The sequence below is a fragment of the Snodgrassella sp. W8124 genome (assembly GCF_016100875.1).
GTDB lineage: Bacteria > Pseudomonadota > Gammaproteobacteria > Burkholderiales > Neisseriaceae > Snodgrassella > Snodgrassella alvi.
The window spans coordinates 1,030,681-1,048,418 of the sequence record NZ_JACFRP010000001.1 but is presented as its reverse complement, the minus strand read 5'-3'; the positions used below and the strand labels follow the sequence as shown (position 1 = coordinate 1,048,418).

Genomic DNA, 17,738 nt, shown 5'->3' with positions numbered 1-17,738 from the left:
TGCCGAATAAAACATGAATGTTGTTTTATGTGCTGAATTATTTTAATGTGCAAGTGTAGTGTTATTTTAGCAAGGATGTACTTATGAATATCAAAAAATTAGCAGTTTCCGCTCTGATTGCCGGCAGTCTTGCGGCCTGTGCACATACATCTGACCGTAAGGTAAGTATGCGTGCCGTCACTGTTCCGCAGTTAAGCGCCTATGACTGGCAGCTGGCTGAAGCTACTGACCGGCATGGTCGGCCGTTACCCGGTTTTGCATCCGGCTCATCTATGACAATGAATTTTTCCGGTCAGCGGCTAAATGTTACCGGTGGCTGTAATAATATCAGTTCTAACTATCAGTTAAATGATCAGGATATGCAAATTCAGGCTCCGGTAAGCACTATGAAAGCCTGTGCGCCTGATCTTATGGCGCAGGACTCTGCAGTTGTGGCTTTTATGAATGGTCAGAAATTACATGCAGGGCTGCTTAATGCTGAGAATGACCAGAATGCGCAGCCACAATTATGGATTGAAAACCGGCGCGGTGAACATTTGCTCTGGCGCGGTGTCCCTGCTGCCGTTGCTCAATATGGTCAGCCTGCTGTGGTATTTTGGGAAATAAGCCCGCAAATGCAAACTTGCCAAACTGCACAGGGGGCAGCTCAGTGTTTGAAAGTCAGAGAAATTAGCTACAATGATCAGGGCGTTAAGGTTAAAACTGGTGTGTGGCGTAATTTTGCCGGCAAGATTGATGGCTGGCAGTTTAATCCGCAGGAAAATCAGGTATTACGTCTGAATGTATATGAGGTTAAACCGGCTGATGTAACGGGTACTGCTGCAGATAACCAATATGTTTATAAACTGGATCAGATAATCGAACGCTCAGTAGTAAAGTCTCCGAAGCATAAACATAAATAAAGTTTTCTATAATAGATAAATAAAAAGGCAATGAAAAAAATCATTGCCTTTTTATTTAACGGATATTTTGTATTCAATACATCCTAAAAAGTTGAGAATTTACTGTTGTAAATAAACATCCGGCTGACTGTTGGCATTATTCAGTATTAATGTTTTTCTGCCATTATGCTGAGTAATTTTACCTTTACGGGTAACTGATTTGCTTTTTCCATCTTTGCTAATCTGATTCTGATAAGTAAAATTCTGATTCGGATCAATGCGGAAAGATGTCGTTTCACTATATTGATGGCACTCTGGCTGTTTGCAGTTTTTAAACAGCTTTACCTGATTATCATCCTGAATATCTGATGCGGATAATCTGTCGATTTCTTTTTCAATTTGCTGTTGCTGATGATACATTTGAGCTAAGATTTTATCTGCATCATCAAATTCATTATTATCAGCAAAGTTTTTATGGCTGGCTGCCAGAACAGGGTTAAACTGTAAGCCGATTGTGACAGTTAACAGAAATAATTTCAGTATCTTCATATACTCACCCTTGATTAAATTTATAAAAATTTAATATTAATATCTTTGTATATCTCATTAATTTTGAAAATAAGTGAGAAATATATAATTGATTTCACAGAAATTTTAAAAGGGTTTGCAATCTTTATTTTCTTTATTACAAAGTGACCACCCTTCTACAGAATTATAGACAACATTTTTGGTTTCTCCTGAATTTGCCTCAGTTGGTGTGGCTGTCAAAGTATAACTACTTTCTTCATAAGCTCCTGTTATGGTAAAGAATGTTTCGCTTCTTTTTTTGGTCAGCTGAGCATCAGTATAGGTACTGAATGTTTTATTCAAGGAGTAATAACGTTCTAATAAGCTAATATTTTCTGACATATCGGCTCTGACATTTTCTTCTCGTGCCTTAATCACATAATTTTGATATGTGGGATAGGCAATTGCAGCGAGTATGCCAATAATAGCCATAGTAATCAATAAATCAATAATAGTAAAACCATAAGTGTGGCGTCGCATCACGTTCTCTTTCTTTTAAAATGCTTATGATTAATTGTTTTCAACAATAGTATTGTCAGGCTGTACCAGCACATATGGCATAACAACTACTGCCCACATTGGCTGGTTACAATCATAATATTGTTGCGCCATTATATCGCTTACTTTACCAATTTTACCTTCTTGAATCAAAAGTGCAATGGCAGCGGAGTTATCAGTAGCTATCATGTGGGCTATATTGACCAAATCCAGTTCTGGTGCAACATATATGCAAACACCCCGGGCAAAGTGAGTTTGTAGTTCATGCCAGTTGATACGGGCAGTTTCCAGATTGAGTTTCTGTTCTAATGGCAGAGGATGGCTTAAAGTAAGATTATTCGAATGCATATGTAGATAAACATTATTTGTAAAAGCATTCCGTTTTAAATTCGTATACGGAATGCCTGCTCATGATAAATTGATTTAATTATTTTGCCGGTGCGGATGCGGGTTGAGTAGCTTGAATACCCCATGATTCAGGATATTTATAGCCGGCAAAGCGCTTGAATGCATATTGTTTAAATGCAGCTGAGTTATATGCGGCTGTTATGTCTTTTACCCATTGGCTGTCTTTATCAGCAGTGCGGATTGCTGACCAGTTAACATAAGTATAGCCGGGTTCCAGATACAGGGCGGATGTAAATTTTAAGCCAGAACTGGTCGCAAAATTACCATTGATCACTGCAAAATCTACATCATGACGCGAACGAGGTAATTGAGCAGCTTCCAATGGTACCAGTTTGATGTTTTTATTATTACCTGCTATGTCGGCAAGTGAAGCTTTAAGAGGATTAATATCGGTTTTCAGAGTAATCCAGCCTAGTTTGTCCAGCATAACGAGAGCACGTGCCAGATTGGACGGGTCATTGGGTACAGAAACACTGGAGCCTTCTTTTACTGCACTCAGTTCATGCATCCGGCCGGCATATATTCCAAGCGGACCAGTAGGAACCTGAAATGCCGGCATAATATCTAAGTGGCGTGATTGGGCAAAATCATCCAGATAGGGTTTATGCTGGAAAATATTGATGTCAATAGATTTATCTGCTAATGCCAGATTAGGGCGCACATAATCAGTAAATTCGAGTAATTGTACCCGATATCCCTGCTTTTCCAGTTCTGGTTTTACCTGATCTCTGACCATATCGGCAAAATCGCCTACAGTAGTGCCGATAATAATTTCTTTTTTATTTTGTTCAGTGGAAGCTGCAGATTGAGTGTTTTTTTCGCCGCTACAGGACGCCAGAGTGAGGATACACAAACTTAATAAAAGGAATTTCAAATAACTTTTCACTATGATTCTTTCTTTTTTATGTTTTAAAAATTGAAACGGATATTGACTATATTGATACTGTTTTCTCTTTACTATTACAGTCAGATATAGGCGTAAACACATATATACTGGGCCAGGCTGCCTAACAAAACAAATAAATGCCAGATACCATGTCCATGACGGATTTTTTCATCATTGACAAACCAGTATATGCCGATACTGTATGCCAGCCCGCCGGCAGTCAGCCAGAATAACCCTGGTGCAGACATCCGGTGAATCAACGGATAAATAGCAACAATAATCAGCCAGCCCATAATCAGATACAGGACTAATGACAGGATACGGGTTTCACTTTTACGTCCGATAGTCACTTCCTGAATAATACCAAATATTGCCAGTCCCCATGATATGCCAAAAATTGACCAGCCCCAGCCGCCGTGTAATGTGGTAAGGGTAAAAGGTGTATAACTGCCTGCAATTAACAGATAAATCGCACAATGATCAAATTTTTGTAACACCGCTTTGGCTCGATGAGAATAAATAGAATGATAAAGTGTAGATATACCATATAAGAATATCAGACTGGCACCATAAATAGCCGAGCTGACAATACGGTAAGCATCTCCGTACATAGCGGATTTAATTAATAAAAATACGGTGCCTGTAATGGCGAGAATAAAACCGATAAAATGAGAGTACGCATTAAAGCGTTCACCGCGATACATATTTTGCTTGCTAAGGTAATTTGTGAGATGACTATCGTTTCACTAGCGCCCTAAAGGTGCAAGTGTTTTTTATTTTTATTATTGTGCCGGTATTTATCCACGTACAGGTCTATGGCTGTTCAACTGCTTGCAAGCACAGTAAAATAGACAATTTTGCAGACTATCAGAAATTTCTCGTCATGCTGACTTTTCAGGAAATTATTTTTACATTACAAAACTATTGGGCTAAACAGGGCTGCGTGGTGTTACAGCCATTGGATATGGAGGTAGGAGCGGGTACCAGCCATCCGGCAACCTGTTTGCGTGCACTGGGGCCGGAACCATGGTTTGCAGCTTATGTGCAGCCGTCACGCCGTCCTAAGGATGGGCGTTATGGTGAAAATCCAAATCGTCTGCAACATTATTATCAGTTTCAGGTCGCTCTGAAGCCTGCTCCTGATAATATTCAGGAGTTATATCTGGCATCTTTACAGGAACTGGGTATAGATCCCTGTCAGCATGATATCCGTTTTGTAGAAGATGACTGGGAAAATCCCACTCTGGGTGCCTGGGGACTTGGCTGGGAAGTCTGGCTTAATGGTATGGAAGTGACTCAGTTTACTTATTTCCAGCAGGTAGGCGGTATGGACTGTTCGCCTGTATTGGGTGAAATTACCTATGGTATTGAGCGGCTGGCAATGTATCTGCAGGGTGTTGAAAATGTCTATGATCTGGTTTGGGCTAAAACTCATGACGGCCGGATTGTCACCTATGGTGATGTGTATCATCAGAATGAAGTCGAGCAGTCTACTTATAATTTTGAATTCAGTAATGCAGAATGGTTACTGGCACAGTTTAATTATTATGAAACCGAAGCTAAACGTCTGCTGGCTGTAGAGGATGTCAGTCTTGCATTACCAGCCTATGAATTAGTACTTAAGGCAGGACATACGTTTAATTTGCTTGATGCACGCGGCGCTATTTCTGTAACCGAGCGAGCAGCTTATATTGGCCGTGTTCGTGCTTTAAGCCGTGCAGTTGCACAAAAATATGTAGAAAGCCGTGAAAAACTTGGTTTTCCGTTACTGAATAAAAATACTACTAATCAGACTGCCTGAAACTGAATGAAAGTAATACTTGCATGAATGCTCCTTTATTAATTGAACTGCGTACTGAAGAGTTGCCGCCAAAGGCACTGAATAATCTGGGTGAAAGTCTCGCCGCTGGAGTTGTTGAGGGTCTGGAAAAAGCACAGCTGATTAGCGGTGTGGCTGATTATCAAGTATTTGCTGCACCCAGACGGCTGGGTGTTCTGGTGCAAAATGTTAAAGCGGTGCAGGCAGACCAGCAAATTGTGAAAAAAGGTCCCAGTGTAACAGCGGGTATGAAAGATGGTGAGCCTACCAAGGCTTTGCAGGGATTTGCCCGCAGTAATCAGGTAGAAATCAGTCAGCTTAGCCAGATTAATGATGGCAAACAAATGGTATTTGCCTATGAATATACTCAGGCCGGTTTACCACTGAATGCCTTGTTAAGCGATATATTGAATCAATCCATCAAAAAACTGCCTATTCCGAAAGTGATGCACTGGGGTAGCAGTACCTTTACTTTTGTCCGTCCTGTACATGGACTGGTGATGATGCATGGTACTGAAACAGTTACTGGCAGTGTCCTGGGATTAGACAGCCAGAACTGGACTTTAGGTCACCGTTTTCTGAGTAAAGACAGAATTATTTTTAACCATGCTTCAGATTATGAAAAAGTATTATTAGAGCAGGGTAAAGTAGTGGCCAGCTTTGCCGAGCGCCGAGCCCGTATTGAGCAGGGTTTAACTGTAGCGGCTGATGAACTTCATGCTCAGGTAGCCTATGCAGAAGGCTTGCTGGATGAAGTTACAGCTTTGGTTGAATGGCCGGTAGTTTTACAGGCAGGTTTTGATGAGCGCTTTTTACAAGTGCCGCAGGAATGTCTGATTTTAACCATGCAGCAAAATCAGAAGTATTTTCCGCTGTTAAACAGTGATGGCAAACTAATTAATCGTTTCCTGCTGGTATCTAATCTGCAAACAGAAAATCCAGTACATATTATTCATGGAAATGAGCGTGTATTACGAGCTCGTCTGGCAGATGCCGAATTTTTCTACCGTCAGGATCAGAAAACGACTCTTGAAAGTCGTCTGCCTCGTCTGCAGAATGTGGTTTATCACAATAAGCTGGGTAGTGTTGCAGAAAGAGTTCAGCGTATTACTCAGCTGGCAAAAGCTATTGCACCGTTACTTAATGCTGATGTAGATAAGGCTGTACGTGCTGCTGAGCTGGCTAAAGCTGATTTACTGACCGACATGGTAGGGGAGTTCCCTGAGCTACAGGGAACGATGGGTAAATACTATGCTTTGCATGATGGTGAAAATGCTGATGTTGCTGTAGCAATTGAGCAACATTACTGGCCGCGTTTTGCTAATGATGCTTTACCGGACAGTTTAACTGGTACAGTGGTTGCTCTGGCCGATAAACTGGAAACTTTGATTGGTATCTGGGGTATCGGACTTATTCCGACAGGCGATAAAGATCCGTATGCATTGCGCCGCAGTGCACTGGGTATTTTACGAATGCTGATGCAGCATAATCTGGCACTGATGCCATTATTACAGGCAGCATTTGATACATTTGCTTCAGGCAGACTGGCTGAAAATACTGTCAGTGAAGTGGCCGGGTTTATGCAGGCCAGACTGGCAATTCTGTTACAGAATTCCTTTGCACAGGATGTAGTGGCTGCAGTACTGGCCGGTAAGGTAGAAAATCTGGGTGAGCTGGAAGCCAGACTTGCCGCAGTAACCCGCTTTAAACAGCTGGATGAAGCTACTGCACTGATTGCTGCTAATAAACGTGTTCATAATTTACTGAAAAAAGCAGATATTTCTGCTTTATCCGCTGTTAATCCAGATCTTTTGCAGCAGCAGGATGAAAAACAGCTCTATCAGGCAACTGAGCAGGTTGCAGAAAAAATTCAGGCTGTGCTGAAACGGCAGGATTTTGCTCAGGCATTAACTGAGCTGGCCGGAATTAAAGAAAAAGTGGATGCATTCTTTACTAATGTGATGGTAATGGATGAAAATGAAGCTATTAAGAATAACCGTCTGGCTTTGTTACTGTGTTTATCGCAGCAGATGAATGCTGTGGCCGATATTGCCTTATTAAGTGAGTAAATAATAGCAGACATCTCTGCTCATTCTTAAATAGTGGATGAAAGCTAAATTATGATATTTGATAATATAGTATTCCATACAGAAGAAGATTATCCGCCTGCGTTGTCACTGGCTAATGCTGCTACACATATGGGTTATTACTGGTCATGGGCTGTACGCCGCGGTTTATATAATCCGCAATGGGATGAAGCGGCAGAAGAAGATATGGCAGCACTGAAAGCTCAGGTTATGAGCGGAGCTGAATTTGTTCTGAATAATATGGCCGGTTGTCTGGAAGACAGTGACTTTAACGATGAAGGACGACGGTTCTCACTTTATTACTATGAAGATGAAGATGAGGGCTATGGTCGTTTTATGGAAGATTATGTGCAAACATTAAATACGCCGGCCTTGCAAAGTTTTTATCATGTAGAAATTAATGATGAAAATCAGTCTTTACTTGATGGTGTATTTGATAGTGCTTTGATTCAGTGGCGGCAAAGTTTGAAGCCGGTGCAATAAGGTTAATTATGGCATTGAATGGAAAAGGCAAATTAATCATACTGGATCGAGATGGTGTGTTGAATGTTATGCAACCGCAGCCCATCAGCGATCCTGATCAGTGGCTTCCCTTACCGGGTAGTATGGATGCTGTTGCCTTTCTGACTCAAAGTGGTTATACCGTTGTTGTGGCGGAAAATATGTCTGGTATCGGGCGTAATCAGGTCAGTATGCAGCAGTTGAATGAAGTACATAGCAAAATGCATACTCATATACAGAAAGCTGGCGGCCGCTTAAGCGGGGTTTGGTTTTGTCCGCATACCGGTAATGCTAAATGTAAATGTCGTAAACCTGAACCGGGTTTGCTGCTGGATATTCTGGATCGTCTGCATATGAAAGCAGAAAATACCTGGCTTGTCGGAGATGGTATTCGCGATATGCAGGCAATTGCCGCAATTGGCGGTCATCCTGTACTGGTTTTAACCGGTAAAGGCAAGGAAACATTAAAAATGGAAGAATTGCCGGAAGATACTCAGGTGTACGATGATTTGCTGGATTTTGCCAAATATTGTCGTACTCTGGCTGAACAGGCAGCCGAGGAATAATATAACATGCTGTTGTTGCGTAATTTGATTTACTGGTTTTGTTTGTGTGTATTTTCATTAATCTGGCTGGTGGTAGTAATTGTTTCCATGCTGGTACCAAAAGGGGTTACATGGACAACCACTGTATGGGGAAAAACTCTTTTCTGGATGCTGGAGCACATTATCGGATTGAAATACGAAGTAACCGGCCGGGAAAATATTCCGCGCGAACCCGGAATTGTGTGCTGTAAACACCAATCCGGTTGGGAAACGCTGGCCATGCTGGTATTTTTCCCTGATCTCGCCTTTGTGGCTAAACGTGAACTTTTTCGTATACCGGTTTTTGGCTGGGCACTGAAATGGCGCGGCACAATAGGTATTGATCGTAAAAACCCTAAAGCGGCAAATGCCCAGATTATCAGTCAGGGGAAAATATGCAAACAAAAGGGGATGTGGATTTGTATTTTTCCGGAAGGTACACGAATTAAGCCGGGTTTCCGTGGCCATTATAAAAAAGGTGCTGCCCGAATGGCACAGGAACTACATATGAATCTGGTTCCGGTCGCATTAAATAGTGGCGAATTCTGGCCTAAAGATTCCTTTTTTAAATATCCGGGTAAAGTAACAGTAGTGATTGGTGAACCGATTCATTATGAGTCAGCTCATAATCCGGAAGAATTAATCAGAATCTGTGAGCAATGGATAGAATCCGAGCAAGTAAAAATTCAGGGGGTGGGACCGTTTGCACCAGAGCATCCGCAAGTACCAACGCCGTTCGTGCCGCATTAATTGATATCAGTTGAATATTGATACTTTTTATTTTTTAAATAGTGTTTTGCTGAATCCTGAGCAGATAAACAGGTAGCCTATTTAATTTTTTTAGACTGAATCTGAAACGGGATATGAATAATATGATGAGCTGGTTAATAGAAATATCTGCTTGTCTCAGATAGTAATTTATTTACATTTTAACAGATTAGTTGTCATGTCGGAATTTCTTCACACAACTACAGATGGCGATACCATCAGGCTGAAATTACGGCGTACAGCAAAAAAAAATATTATTGTACGTCCTGCATCAGGTTGTTTACTGGATATTAACGTTCCGCCATTTGTATCAATGAAATCTTTGTCTGAATGGCTGAACGTTAATGAAATCGCTATTAAAAAGCTGTGGCAGCAATCAGAAAAAATAGCGGCAGCATTACCTGAATTTATCTGGTTTCGTGGTCAGGCATATCCTTTTACTCAGATATCCGTACTAACAAGAGTGCAGTGGCATAAGCAATATGGCTTTTTAGTACCACTAGTAAATTCACAGTCACCCTATGTACTTTTGAAAGCATGGTTAAAACAAAGTGCCAAAAAGGAATTGTTGCTACGCTTGCAATATTGGGCAAATGTAATGCAGTTGCAGCCAATGGCAATGACATTAAGTCAGGCTCGAACTTTTTGGGGAGTATGTCGCCGGCGTAGCGGAATCCGTCTCAACTGGAGATTAATTGGCGCACCTGCTGACGTGGTGGATTATGTCTGTATTCATGAATTGTGCCACTTGCGCCATGCCAACCATGGTAAAGCTTTCTGGGCAATGGTTGCAGAATACTGTGCTGATGCTGATAATGCCCGTAAGTGGCTAAAAAAATATGCTAATGAGCTGTTTGCTCTGGATAAATTCAGCTAAAGTTTCACTCTGGAAAATTTGGTGAATTCCGGCTGTTTTCAATACTGATACAAAATAAAAAGCAGCCGTACTATTTTCATCGTATGACTGCTTTTTGTTATTCAGCTTTAAATGCTGATTTATATTTTTGGCTGTCAGCTAAAAATGCTTACCTGTTATTTTTAGGTTTAGCCGGCATCAACCGCAAGTTGTTTCATAATATTTTTAATAATCTGGACACGTTGCATAACGTCTTCAATACCAATGCTAACTCTGAGTTTATCTGCTCCAATTAGACGGTAGTTTTTATCACTTTGCATAATGGCTACAATAGTTGCGGGATTAATGCGATGATGTTTGCCAAAAGTAAAAGTAATGGCTTCACTACTGGCGTCAATTGTGTCTATGCCTAAGCTGGCTGCTTCAATGCGTAAATGATGGCTGGCAATCAATGTAGAGACAGCCGGTTCAGGAAGCCCGAAACGGTCGATCAGTTCTTCGTGTATCTGGTCTATCTCTGCTTCGGTTTCACAGCTTGCCAGGCGTTTGTACAATACCAGTCGGGCATGAATATCCGGGCAATAACTTTCCGGCAGCAGAGCAGGACTATGCAATTTAATGTCACTGGTAATACCCAGCGGAGCATCCAGATCCGGCTCTCTGCCTTTCTTCAAATTGCGCACGGCCTGCTTGAGCATTTCGGTATATAAAGTAAATCCGACCTGAATCATTTCACCAGACTGTCCTTCACCCAAAATTTCGCCGGCACCACGGATTTCTAAATCCTGCATGGCTAATGTAAATCCGGCTCCCAGATCATCAGCCATTTCTATGGCTTCCAGACGTTTCTGTGCATCTTTGGTCATTGCATCCGGTATCAGTAGATAGGCATATGCCTGATGATGAGAGCGGCCTACACGGCCACGCAGCTGATGCAACTGGGCCAGACCAAATTTATCAGCTCGCTCAATAATAATCGTATTGGCATTGGGAATATCAATTCCGGTTTCAATAATAGTTGAACACAGTAACACGTTATAACGCTGCTGAAGAAAATCCCGCATAATCTGTTCCAGTTCGCGTTCACGCAGTTGTCCATGAGCGATACCGATACGGGCTTCAGGTAATAAAGTAGTTAATTTTTCATAAGTGTTAGCAATGGTATCAACTTCATTGTGCAGAAAAAACACCTGTCCGCCACGTTTCAGTTCACGTAATACGGCTTCTCGTATTAAACCATTGCTGTAAGGACGAACAAAGGTTTTTACAGCCAGCCGGCGGCTTGGTGCTGTGGTAATCAATGAAAAATCACGCAGGCCTTCCAGCGCCATACTTAATGTACGCGGAATTGGTGTTGCGGTCAGTGTAAGCACATCCACATTAGCACGCAGGCGTTTAAGCTGTTCTTTCTGACGTACGCCAAAGCGATGTTCTTCATCTATAATAACCAGTCCCAGATTTTTAAAATGGACATCCGGCTGAACCAGTTTATGGGTACCAATCACAATATCTACTGTGCCGTCAGCCAGTCCGGCAAGTGTGGCCTGTGTTTGTTTACTGGTATTAAAGCGGGAAAGCTGGGCAACTTTAACCGGAAAGTCTGCAAAGCGATCAGCAAAATTTTGTGCATGTTGCTCAACAAGCAGTGTAGTTGGTGCAAGTACTACCACCTGTTTACCAGCCATTGCTGCTACAAAAGCGGCGCGTAGCGCAACCTCAGTTTTACCAAAGCCTACATCTCCGCAAATCAGTCTGTCCATGGGCTTTTCAGCACATAAATCTTTTATGGTCGCAGCGATTGCCGCAGCCTGATCTTCGGTTTCTTCATAGCCAAAGCCATTGGCAAAAGCCTGATAATCCATCTCATTCAGACTAAAGCGGTGGCCTTGCTGAGCTTCACGCTGAGCATATAGATTTAATAATTCGGCAGCAGTATCTCTGGCTTTTTCCGCGGCTTTATGTCGTGCTTTATCCCATGCTCCATGACCCAGTTTATGCAAACTGATGTTATCATGAGCACTGCCTGCATAGCGGGAAATAAGCTGGAGCTGACTAACAGGTACATATAACTGAGAACCTTCAGCATACTCCAGTAGCATCATTTCACAGGCACCTTCACCTAAATTCAGGGTTACCAGACCCTGATAGCGTCCGATACCATGTTGTTCATGTACCACCGGATCACCAATTTTGATTTCAGCCAAATCGCGCAGCATGCCGTCTGAAACAGCACTATGTTTGCGTCTTGTACGCCGGCCGCGAATAACATACTGGTATAAATCAGCCTCAGTAATAATAGCCAGTTGCTGATCTGTCAGCAGGCAACCGTAACTTAACGGCGCAATAGTCAGGCACAAGCAGGAATTACTGTTCAGAAAGTCCTGCCAGCTATTGACAATATCTGGCTGTAAACTGTACTGGCGCATAAAATTGAGCATGGTTTCCCGGCGTCCGAGACTTTCTGCGCAAATCAGTACCCGTCCTGACCATTGCTGGAGAAAATTTTTCAGTGTGTGCAGCGGATCATCAGCCTGTCTGTCTACTGCGACACTTGGCAGCGTATAAGTAGTGTCTTCACTGATTTGCGGAACAAGACGCGCATAAGATTTAATACGTGCCCCGAACTGGTCTTCACTAAGATAAAGATAATCTGGTGCCAGAGGTGGATAGGCCGGATCGCCCTGTGCCAGAATGTAGCGTTGTTTGACATCCTGCCAGATGCGGGCAGATTCTTGATGAATATCACCCAGACAAACCAGAATGGCTTCATCATCAGTGTAATCAAAGATACTGACGCATTCTTCTTCAAAAAATAAAGGCAGGTAATACTCAACACCCGCCCCGAAATGTCCTTCAGATACTGCATTATAAACAGTTGCTTTTCGGGCGTCGCTATTGATTTCTTCCCGAAAGCGGCTGCGGAATATTTTCTGTACATCACTGTCGGTTGGAAATTCATGTGCCGGTAACAGACGAATTTCATCTACTGTGGTTAATGTACGCTGGCTGTCTGCATCAAATGTTTTGATGGTATCAATTTCATTGTCAAATAAGTCCAGACGAAACGGTGTGTCACTGCCCATTGGAAAAATATCGAGAATACCGCCACGCATGGCGAATTCTCCGGTCGCCACCACATGAGAAACATGGTTATAGCCGGCTTCAACCAGACTGTGTTTCAATGCTTCAATATTCAGTTCCTGCCCGGTTTTCAGCCAGAAAGTATGTCCCAGCAAAAATGAAGGAGGGGCAATTTTTTGCATGGCTGTTGCCAGCGGTAACAATAAAACGTCAACCAGTCCGTTTTTTAGTTGCCACAATGTACTTAGTCGCTCTGATACTAGCTCCTGATGAGGAGAAAAATGTTCGTAGGGCAGAGTTTCCCAATCCGGGAAAAACATGATACGTGCAGCAGGATCAAAAAATTGCCATGCTGCCTGAATACGGATTGCCTGTTCGGCATCTGCAGTTAAAATAATTTTCAGTTTTTTTTCAGGTAAATGCTGGCTAAGTAATAATGGCAGACTACCAGCATTTAAATCAGACCAGATTACAGTCTGTCTGGTTTTAGGCAATGCGAATGAAGCAGCAGCGGGCATAATTTTAGTTTTACAGATAATAGAAATTGATTGCCAGTACTTATGGGCAAGCTATGATAAGACAAGCCCTGATAAGCAGACAATTGAAACAGAATTGTTTGGAATGGGTGAATAATAAGTCAGTTTCAGACACAGTCCCAGAATTATGGCTATTATTACATAACAATAATTAATATAGCGAATACAAATACATTACAGCGATGGTAATCAGAATGGCAAATGCACAGCCAATTTTGGCAACCACGCCAACAACCAGACCAATCAGTGTAGCAAAGCCAACCTTGCCGGCAGCGACCAGATTGCGTCTGGCAATAAATTCACCGGTTGCTGCACCAATTAACGGCCCCAATACCATGCCCGGTAAGGCAAAAAACATGCCAATAATCGCACCAATAAAAGAACCCCAGATAGCTCTTCTGCTTGCACCACTATGTTTAGCACCCAGCATACCGGCCATATAATCCAGAAAACAACCTAATAAAGTCAGTATACCTAAAGTAATTAATGTGGGTGCCCCCATAATCTGATAATTGCTGCTCAATGCCAGTAACCATGCACCTCCGAACATGAGAGGCAGACCCGGTAAAGCAGGCATAAATGTACCTAATAAACCAATGAGTAATAAAACAATAGCCAATATTACCAATACTGCATTCATGGCAAATTAGTCCTCAATAAAATTCATAATATAGAATAGTAAAATGGGGGATGCGGTTGTCACATACAAGGATAAATTTTGTAGTGCAGATAAAAAATATGTAATCAACCGCTGATTAATAACAGATAATTTTATCAGTTTGGCATGGTATCTGTATATTAGTGAGCAATTACAGTACAGACAATCTGTATAAAATATAAATGATAAATAAAGCTGTGTTATTTGTTGAGACTGAATGATTCAATATCAATACATTAATCAGATTGAATATCAATGCTATTTATTAAAAATTGTTGTTCTTAAAGATAAATATTCGATATTGAAAAAAGGCAGCCTTTAAAAAGCTGCCTGTGCCAAATAAACTTTAATTAATCTAATTTTTTAAAGTGCTTGCGGCGTTCCTGTTCGCTCAGGTAGCGTTTACGCAGGCGAATGGTTTGCGGAGTAATTTCTACCAGTTCATCATCATCGATAAACTCTACCGCAGCTTCCAGAGACATCAGTACCGGCGGAGTCAGACGCACTGCTTCATCTGTGCCGGAAGCACGGACATTAGTCAGTTTTTTGCCTTTCAGCGGATTAACAACCAGATCATTGTCACGGCTGTGAATACCGATAATCATGCCTTCGTAAATTTTTTCGCCCGGATTGATAAACATACGACCGCGGTCTTCCAGATTCCATAAAGCATAGGCTACAGCATCACCTTGTTCTTGTGATACCAGTACACCATTGCGTCGGCCGGGTATTTCTGCTTTTACTGGTGCGTAATTATCAAATACGTGGCTCATCAGTCCCTGACCACGGGTCAAGGTCATGAATTCACCCTGAAAACCAATCAGACCGCGCGCAGGAATACGGTATTCCAGACGGGTACGGCCTTTGCCGTCGCTTTCCATATTGGTCAGTTCACCGCGGCGGCGACCCAGTTCTTCCATTACAGCACCCTGAGTATTGTCTTCTACATCGACAGTCAGGTTTTCGTAAGGTTCGCATTTAACGCCGTCAATTTCACGGAAAACCACACGTGGTTTGCCGACAGCCAGCTCATAACCTTCACGGCGCATATTTTCAATCAGAATAGTCAGATGAAGCTCACCACGGCCTGAAACACGGAATACATCTGCGTCTGCTGTGTCTTCAACGCGAAGGGCTACATTGGTCAGCAATTCTTTTTGCAAACGTTCGCGAATCTGGCGACTGGTAACAAATTTACCTTCTGTACCGGCCAGCGGGCTGGTATTGACCATGAAATCCATCGTCAGAGTAGGTTCGTCCACGCTCAGCATAGGCAGCCCCTGAGGTTGTTCACGATCAGCAATGGTAACACCGATACCTATATCTTCCAGTCCGGAAACCGTAACAATATCACCGGCTTCTGCTTCTTGTAACGGAATGCGTTCCAATCCTTTGAAGCCAAGCAACTGATTAATGCGTCCCTGACCAATCTGCTTATCTTCATTCATGATAGCTACTACCTGACCGGGTTTAATTCGTCCGTTTAGAATACGACCGATACCCAGCCGGCCGGTATAGTTATCATAATCAAGCTGAGAAATCTGTAATTGCAGAGGTTTATCTGCATCACCGGCTGGTTCCGGGGTATATTTCAGAATGGTTTCAAACAGCGGACGCATATCGGTAGATTCGTCTTCTTCATTCAGCTTGGCAAAGCCAGACAGACCAGAAGCATAAACGATAGGGAAGTCGAGCTGTTCATCGGTAGCGCCCAGTTTATCGAATAGTTCAAATGTCTGGTCAATTACCCAGCTCGGGCGGGCACTTGGCTTATCAATTTTATTGATCACTACAATCGGTTTCAGCCCTAATGCCAGTGCTTTTTTGGTAACAAAGCGGGTTTGCGGCATCGGACCTTCCTGTGCATCCACCAGTAGTAGCACACAGTCTACCATTCCCAGTACACGTTCTACTTCGCCGCCAAAGTCGGCATGTCCGGGTGTATCAACGATATTAATATGGTAGCCTTCGTATTCGATGGCGGTATTTTTGGCAAGAATGGTAATGCCGCGTTCTTTTTCAAGATCGTTGCTGTCCATTACTCGTTCGTCTACCTGCTGATTGGCACGGAAAGTACCGGACTGGCGCAATAACTGGTCTACCAGTGTGGTTTTGCCGTGGTCGACATGTGCGATAATGGCAATATTACGAATTTTTTTACTCATAGGAGTGTGTAACCTAGTTTATTAGCTATTTGTAAGGAAAATTAACCTTGAATTATAACATTTACTCTGCTTTTCGTGGAATTTTTAGCAAAATCAGATGTTCTGTCAGTATTAAAGAGGCTGACTTACATCTGTGTATGTGTCATAGTTAACGTTTTTCCGGTGTTATTCCGGCTGGGTTATTTGAGGCAGTCTGTTGTAATTGTGGTATTGAAGAGGGATGCAAAACCTAGGCAATGGAACAGTTAGAATTTTTTGTTATTCCCAGTCCCTGTAAAGGTGTTTGTGAAAGCAATCATAAGGGATATTGCAAAGGCTGTCTGCGCAGCAGGGACGAGCGTCTTTACTGGTTACGTATGTCTGATACTCAGAAACAGTATGTGCTGCGTTTGTGTGCATTGCGCCGGCGCAAGCTGGAACAAATGCAATCACAACTAGCAGACCAGACAGAACAAAATCTGAGTGAGCAAATATGGCTGCAGGCAGATTTTGATTTTTAGTTTTCAATAGCTGATAAGTTAGTTCGTAAATTTTGATTTTTGGGGAAAAAATGCATTTTTTGATTATTAGTATTTTATGTAGTGTCTCTGTATCAGTATTACTGAAACTGGCACGCAGAAACGGTGTTAATATTGCTCAGGCTGTAGCGATTAATTACCCGGTAGCTGCTGCCTGCACCTGGTTTTTTTTACGTCCGGATTTTTCTGACTGGCATACTTATAGCAGTCACTGGATTATTTTTCTGGCTTTAGGTATTGGTCTGCCGCTCGGCTTTATTGTGCTGGGGCGGGCTATCGAACAGGCGGGAATGGTAAAAACAGATGCTGCCCAGCGCCTATCGCTATTTATGCCTATAGTAGCCGCATTTGTGGTCTTTGGAGAAACTTTAAGCACTAATAAAATTATTGGAATTGCACTGGCACTAATGGCCTTGCTTACCTTGCTGTACCGTGAGAACCCGGCTAAAAGCAAAGGAAAAGGCGATTTTTTAAGTACTGCCGGCTATTTATTCGGTGTATGGCTTTGTTACGGAACTACAGATATTCTGTTTAAACAGATGGCGAAAAGCGGAACAGCTTTTGCACCGACCTTGCTGGTGTCATTTATCCTCGCTGCTATTCTGATTATATGTTATCTGTGTTTACGCAGAACAGTCTGGAATGCGGCCAGTATTCTGGCAGGTCTGATACTGGGTGGTTTGAATTTTGCCAATATTCTGTTTTACATTCGTGCACATCAGTATTTTCAGCAAGACCCTTCGCTGGTGTTTGCCGGTATGAATCTGGGCGTAATAACACTGGCCACTATTATTGGTGCTTTTGTGTTTAAAGAAAAAATCAATGGTTTGAATGCTGCCGGAATTGTACTGGCAATTGCTGCAATCTGGTTTCTGTTTTATGGCAGCAGGCTTAATTCTTTGTTGTAGCCGATTTATATTGAAAA

The 17,738-nt window shown here is 42.3% G+C and carries 17 protein-coding genes; 9 read left to right on the top strand and 8 right to left on the bottom strand.

Annotation, left to right across the window (positions count from 1 at the left end):
- Positions 1-83: 83 nt before the first annotated feature.
- Positions 84-902 (top strand): META and DUF4377 domain-containing protein, encoded by an 819-nt coding sequence (locus H3U73_RS04635; protein ID WP_084551569.1) that lies wholly within the window; start codon positions 84-86, stop codon positions 900-902.
- Positions 903-1,001: 99 nt separating this feature from the next.
- On the opposite strand, the gene H3U73_RS04630 is transcribed toward H3U73_RS04635, so the two are convergent.
- From H3U73_RS04630 to H3U73_RS04610, 5 genes are all read right to left on the bottom strand, one after another.
- Entirely contained in the window at positions 1,002-1,430 is a 429-nt protein-coding gene (locus tag H3U73_RS04630; protein ID WP_084551568.1) for a hypothetical protein, read from the bottom strand.
- Positions 1,431-1,535: 105 nt separating this feature from the next.
- Positions 1,536-1,928 (bottom strand): type IV pilin protein, encoded by a 393-nt coding sequence (locus tag H3U73_RS10655; RefSeq protein ID WP_084551600.1) that lies wholly within the window; start codon positions 1,926-1,928, stop codon positions 1,536-1,538.
- Between the two features lie 30 nt (positions 1,929-1,958).
- The gene (locus H3U73_RS04620; RefSeq protein WP_084551567.1) at positions 1,959-2,294 is read right to left on the bottom strand and encodes a DUF2288 domain-containing protein; all 336 of its coding nucleotides are present in this window, start codon (positions 2,292-2,294) and stop codon (positions 1,959-1,961) included.
- Between the two features lie 79 nt (positions 2,295-2,373).
- Positions 2,374-3,246 carry a MetQ/NlpA family ABC transporter substrate-binding protein gene (locus H3U73_RS04615; protein ID WP_084551599.1) on the bottom strand — a complete coding sequence of 291 codons (873 nt, stop codon included), beginning with the start codon at positions 3,244-3,246 and terminating at the stop codon, positions 2,374-2,376.
- Between the two features lie 74 nt (positions 3,247-3,320).
- Positions 3,321-3,944, bottom strand: coding sequence for a hemolysin III family protein (locus H3U73_RS04610; protein ID WP_037475569.1), 624 nt, complete (start codon positions 3,942-3,944; stop codon positions 3,321-3,323).
- Between the two features lie 179 nt (positions 3,945-4,123).
- Between H3U73_RS04610 and glyQ the strand changes: the two genes are divergently transcribed.
- From glyQ to H3U73_RS04580, 6 genes are all read left to right on the top strand, one after another.
- The gene (gene glyQ, locus H3U73_RS04605; RefSeq protein WP_037392164.1) at positions 4,124-5,041 is read left to right on the top strand and encodes a glycine--tRNA ligase subunit alpha; all 918 of its coding nucleotides are present in this window, start codon (positions 4,124-4,126) and stop codon (positions 5,039-5,041) included.
- A 23-nt stretch (positions 5,042-5,064) separates the two neighbouring features.
- Positions 5,065-7,128: a glycine--tRNA ligase subunit beta gene (gene glyS / locus H3U73_RS04600; RefSeq protein WP_198190121.1), complete on the top strand. Its 2,064-nt coding sequence runs from the start codon at positions 5,065-5,067 to the stop codon at positions 7,126-7,128.
- 51 nt (positions 7,129-7,179) lie between these two features.
- A complete protein-coding gene (locus tag H3U73_RS04595; protein WP_180214728.1) occupies positions 7,180-7,629 on the top strand; it encodes a cell surface protein in 450 nt (149 codons plus the stop codon).
- 8 nt (positions 7,630-7,637) lie between these two features.
- On the top strand, positions 7,638-8,213 hold the full coding sequence (gene gmhB / locus H3U73_RS04590; RefSeq protein WP_025330587.1) for a D-glycero-beta-D-manno-heptose 1,7-bisphosphate 7-phosphatase: 576 nt from the start codon (positions 7,638-7,640) through the stop codon (positions 8,211-8,213).
- 6 nt (positions 8,214-8,219) lie between these two features.
- Positions 8,220-8,981 (top strand): 1-acyl-sn-glycerol-3-phosphate acyltransferase, encoded by a 762-nt coding sequence (locus H3U73_RS04585; protein WP_084554333.1) that lies wholly within the window; start codon positions 8,220-8,222, stop codon positions 8,979-8,981.
- Between the two features lie 196 nt (positions 8,982-9,177).
- The gene (locus tag H3U73_RS04580) at positions 9,178-9,876 is read left to right on the top strand and encodes a M48 family metallopeptidase (RefSeq protein ID WP_084587065.1); all 699 of its coding nucleotides are present in this window, start codon (positions 9,178-9,180) and stop codon (positions 9,874-9,876) included.
- A gap of 167 nt (positions 9,877-10,043) precedes the next feature.
- On the opposite strand, the gene mfd is transcribed toward H3U73_RS04580, so the two are convergent.
- The 3 genes from mfd to typA all read right to left on the bottom strand — a co-directional run bounded on the left by mfd (position 10,044) and on the right by typA (position 16,295).
- Entirely contained in the window at positions 10,044-13,454 is a 3,411-nt protein-coding gene (gene mfd, locus H3U73_RS04575; protein ID WP_198190120.1) for a transcription-repair coupling factor, read from the bottom strand.
- Positions 13,455-13,623: 169 nt separating this feature from the next.
- Positions 13,624-14,112, bottom strand: coding sequence for a DUF456 domain-containing protein (locus tag H3U73_RS04570; protein ID WP_025330591.1), 489 nt, complete (start codon positions 14,110-14,112; stop codon positions 13,624-13,626).
- A 368-nt stretch (positions 14,113-14,480) separates the two neighbouring features.
- Entirely contained in the window at positions 14,481-16,295 is a 1,815-nt protein-coding gene (gene typA / locus H3U73_RS04565) for a translational GTPase TypA (RefSeq protein WP_198190119.1), read from the bottom strand.
- Between the two features lie 236 nt (positions 16,296-16,531).
- On the opposite strand from typA, the gene H3U73_RS04560 reads away from it, so the two are divergent.
- Positions 16,532-16,795, top strand: coding sequence for a DUF1289 domain-containing protein (locus H3U73_RS04560; RefSeq protein WP_198190118.1), 264 nt, complete (start codon positions 16,532-16,534; stop codon positions 16,793-16,795).
- A 50-nt stretch (positions 16,796-16,845) separates the two neighbouring features.
- Positions 16,846-17,721: an EamA/RhaT family transporter gene (locus tag H3U73_RS04555; RefSeq protein WP_198190117.1), complete on the top strand. Its 876-nt coding sequence runs from the start codon at positions 16,846-16,848 to the stop codon at positions 17,719-17,721.
- The last annotated feature ends 17 nt before the right edge of the window (positions 17,722-17,738 follow it).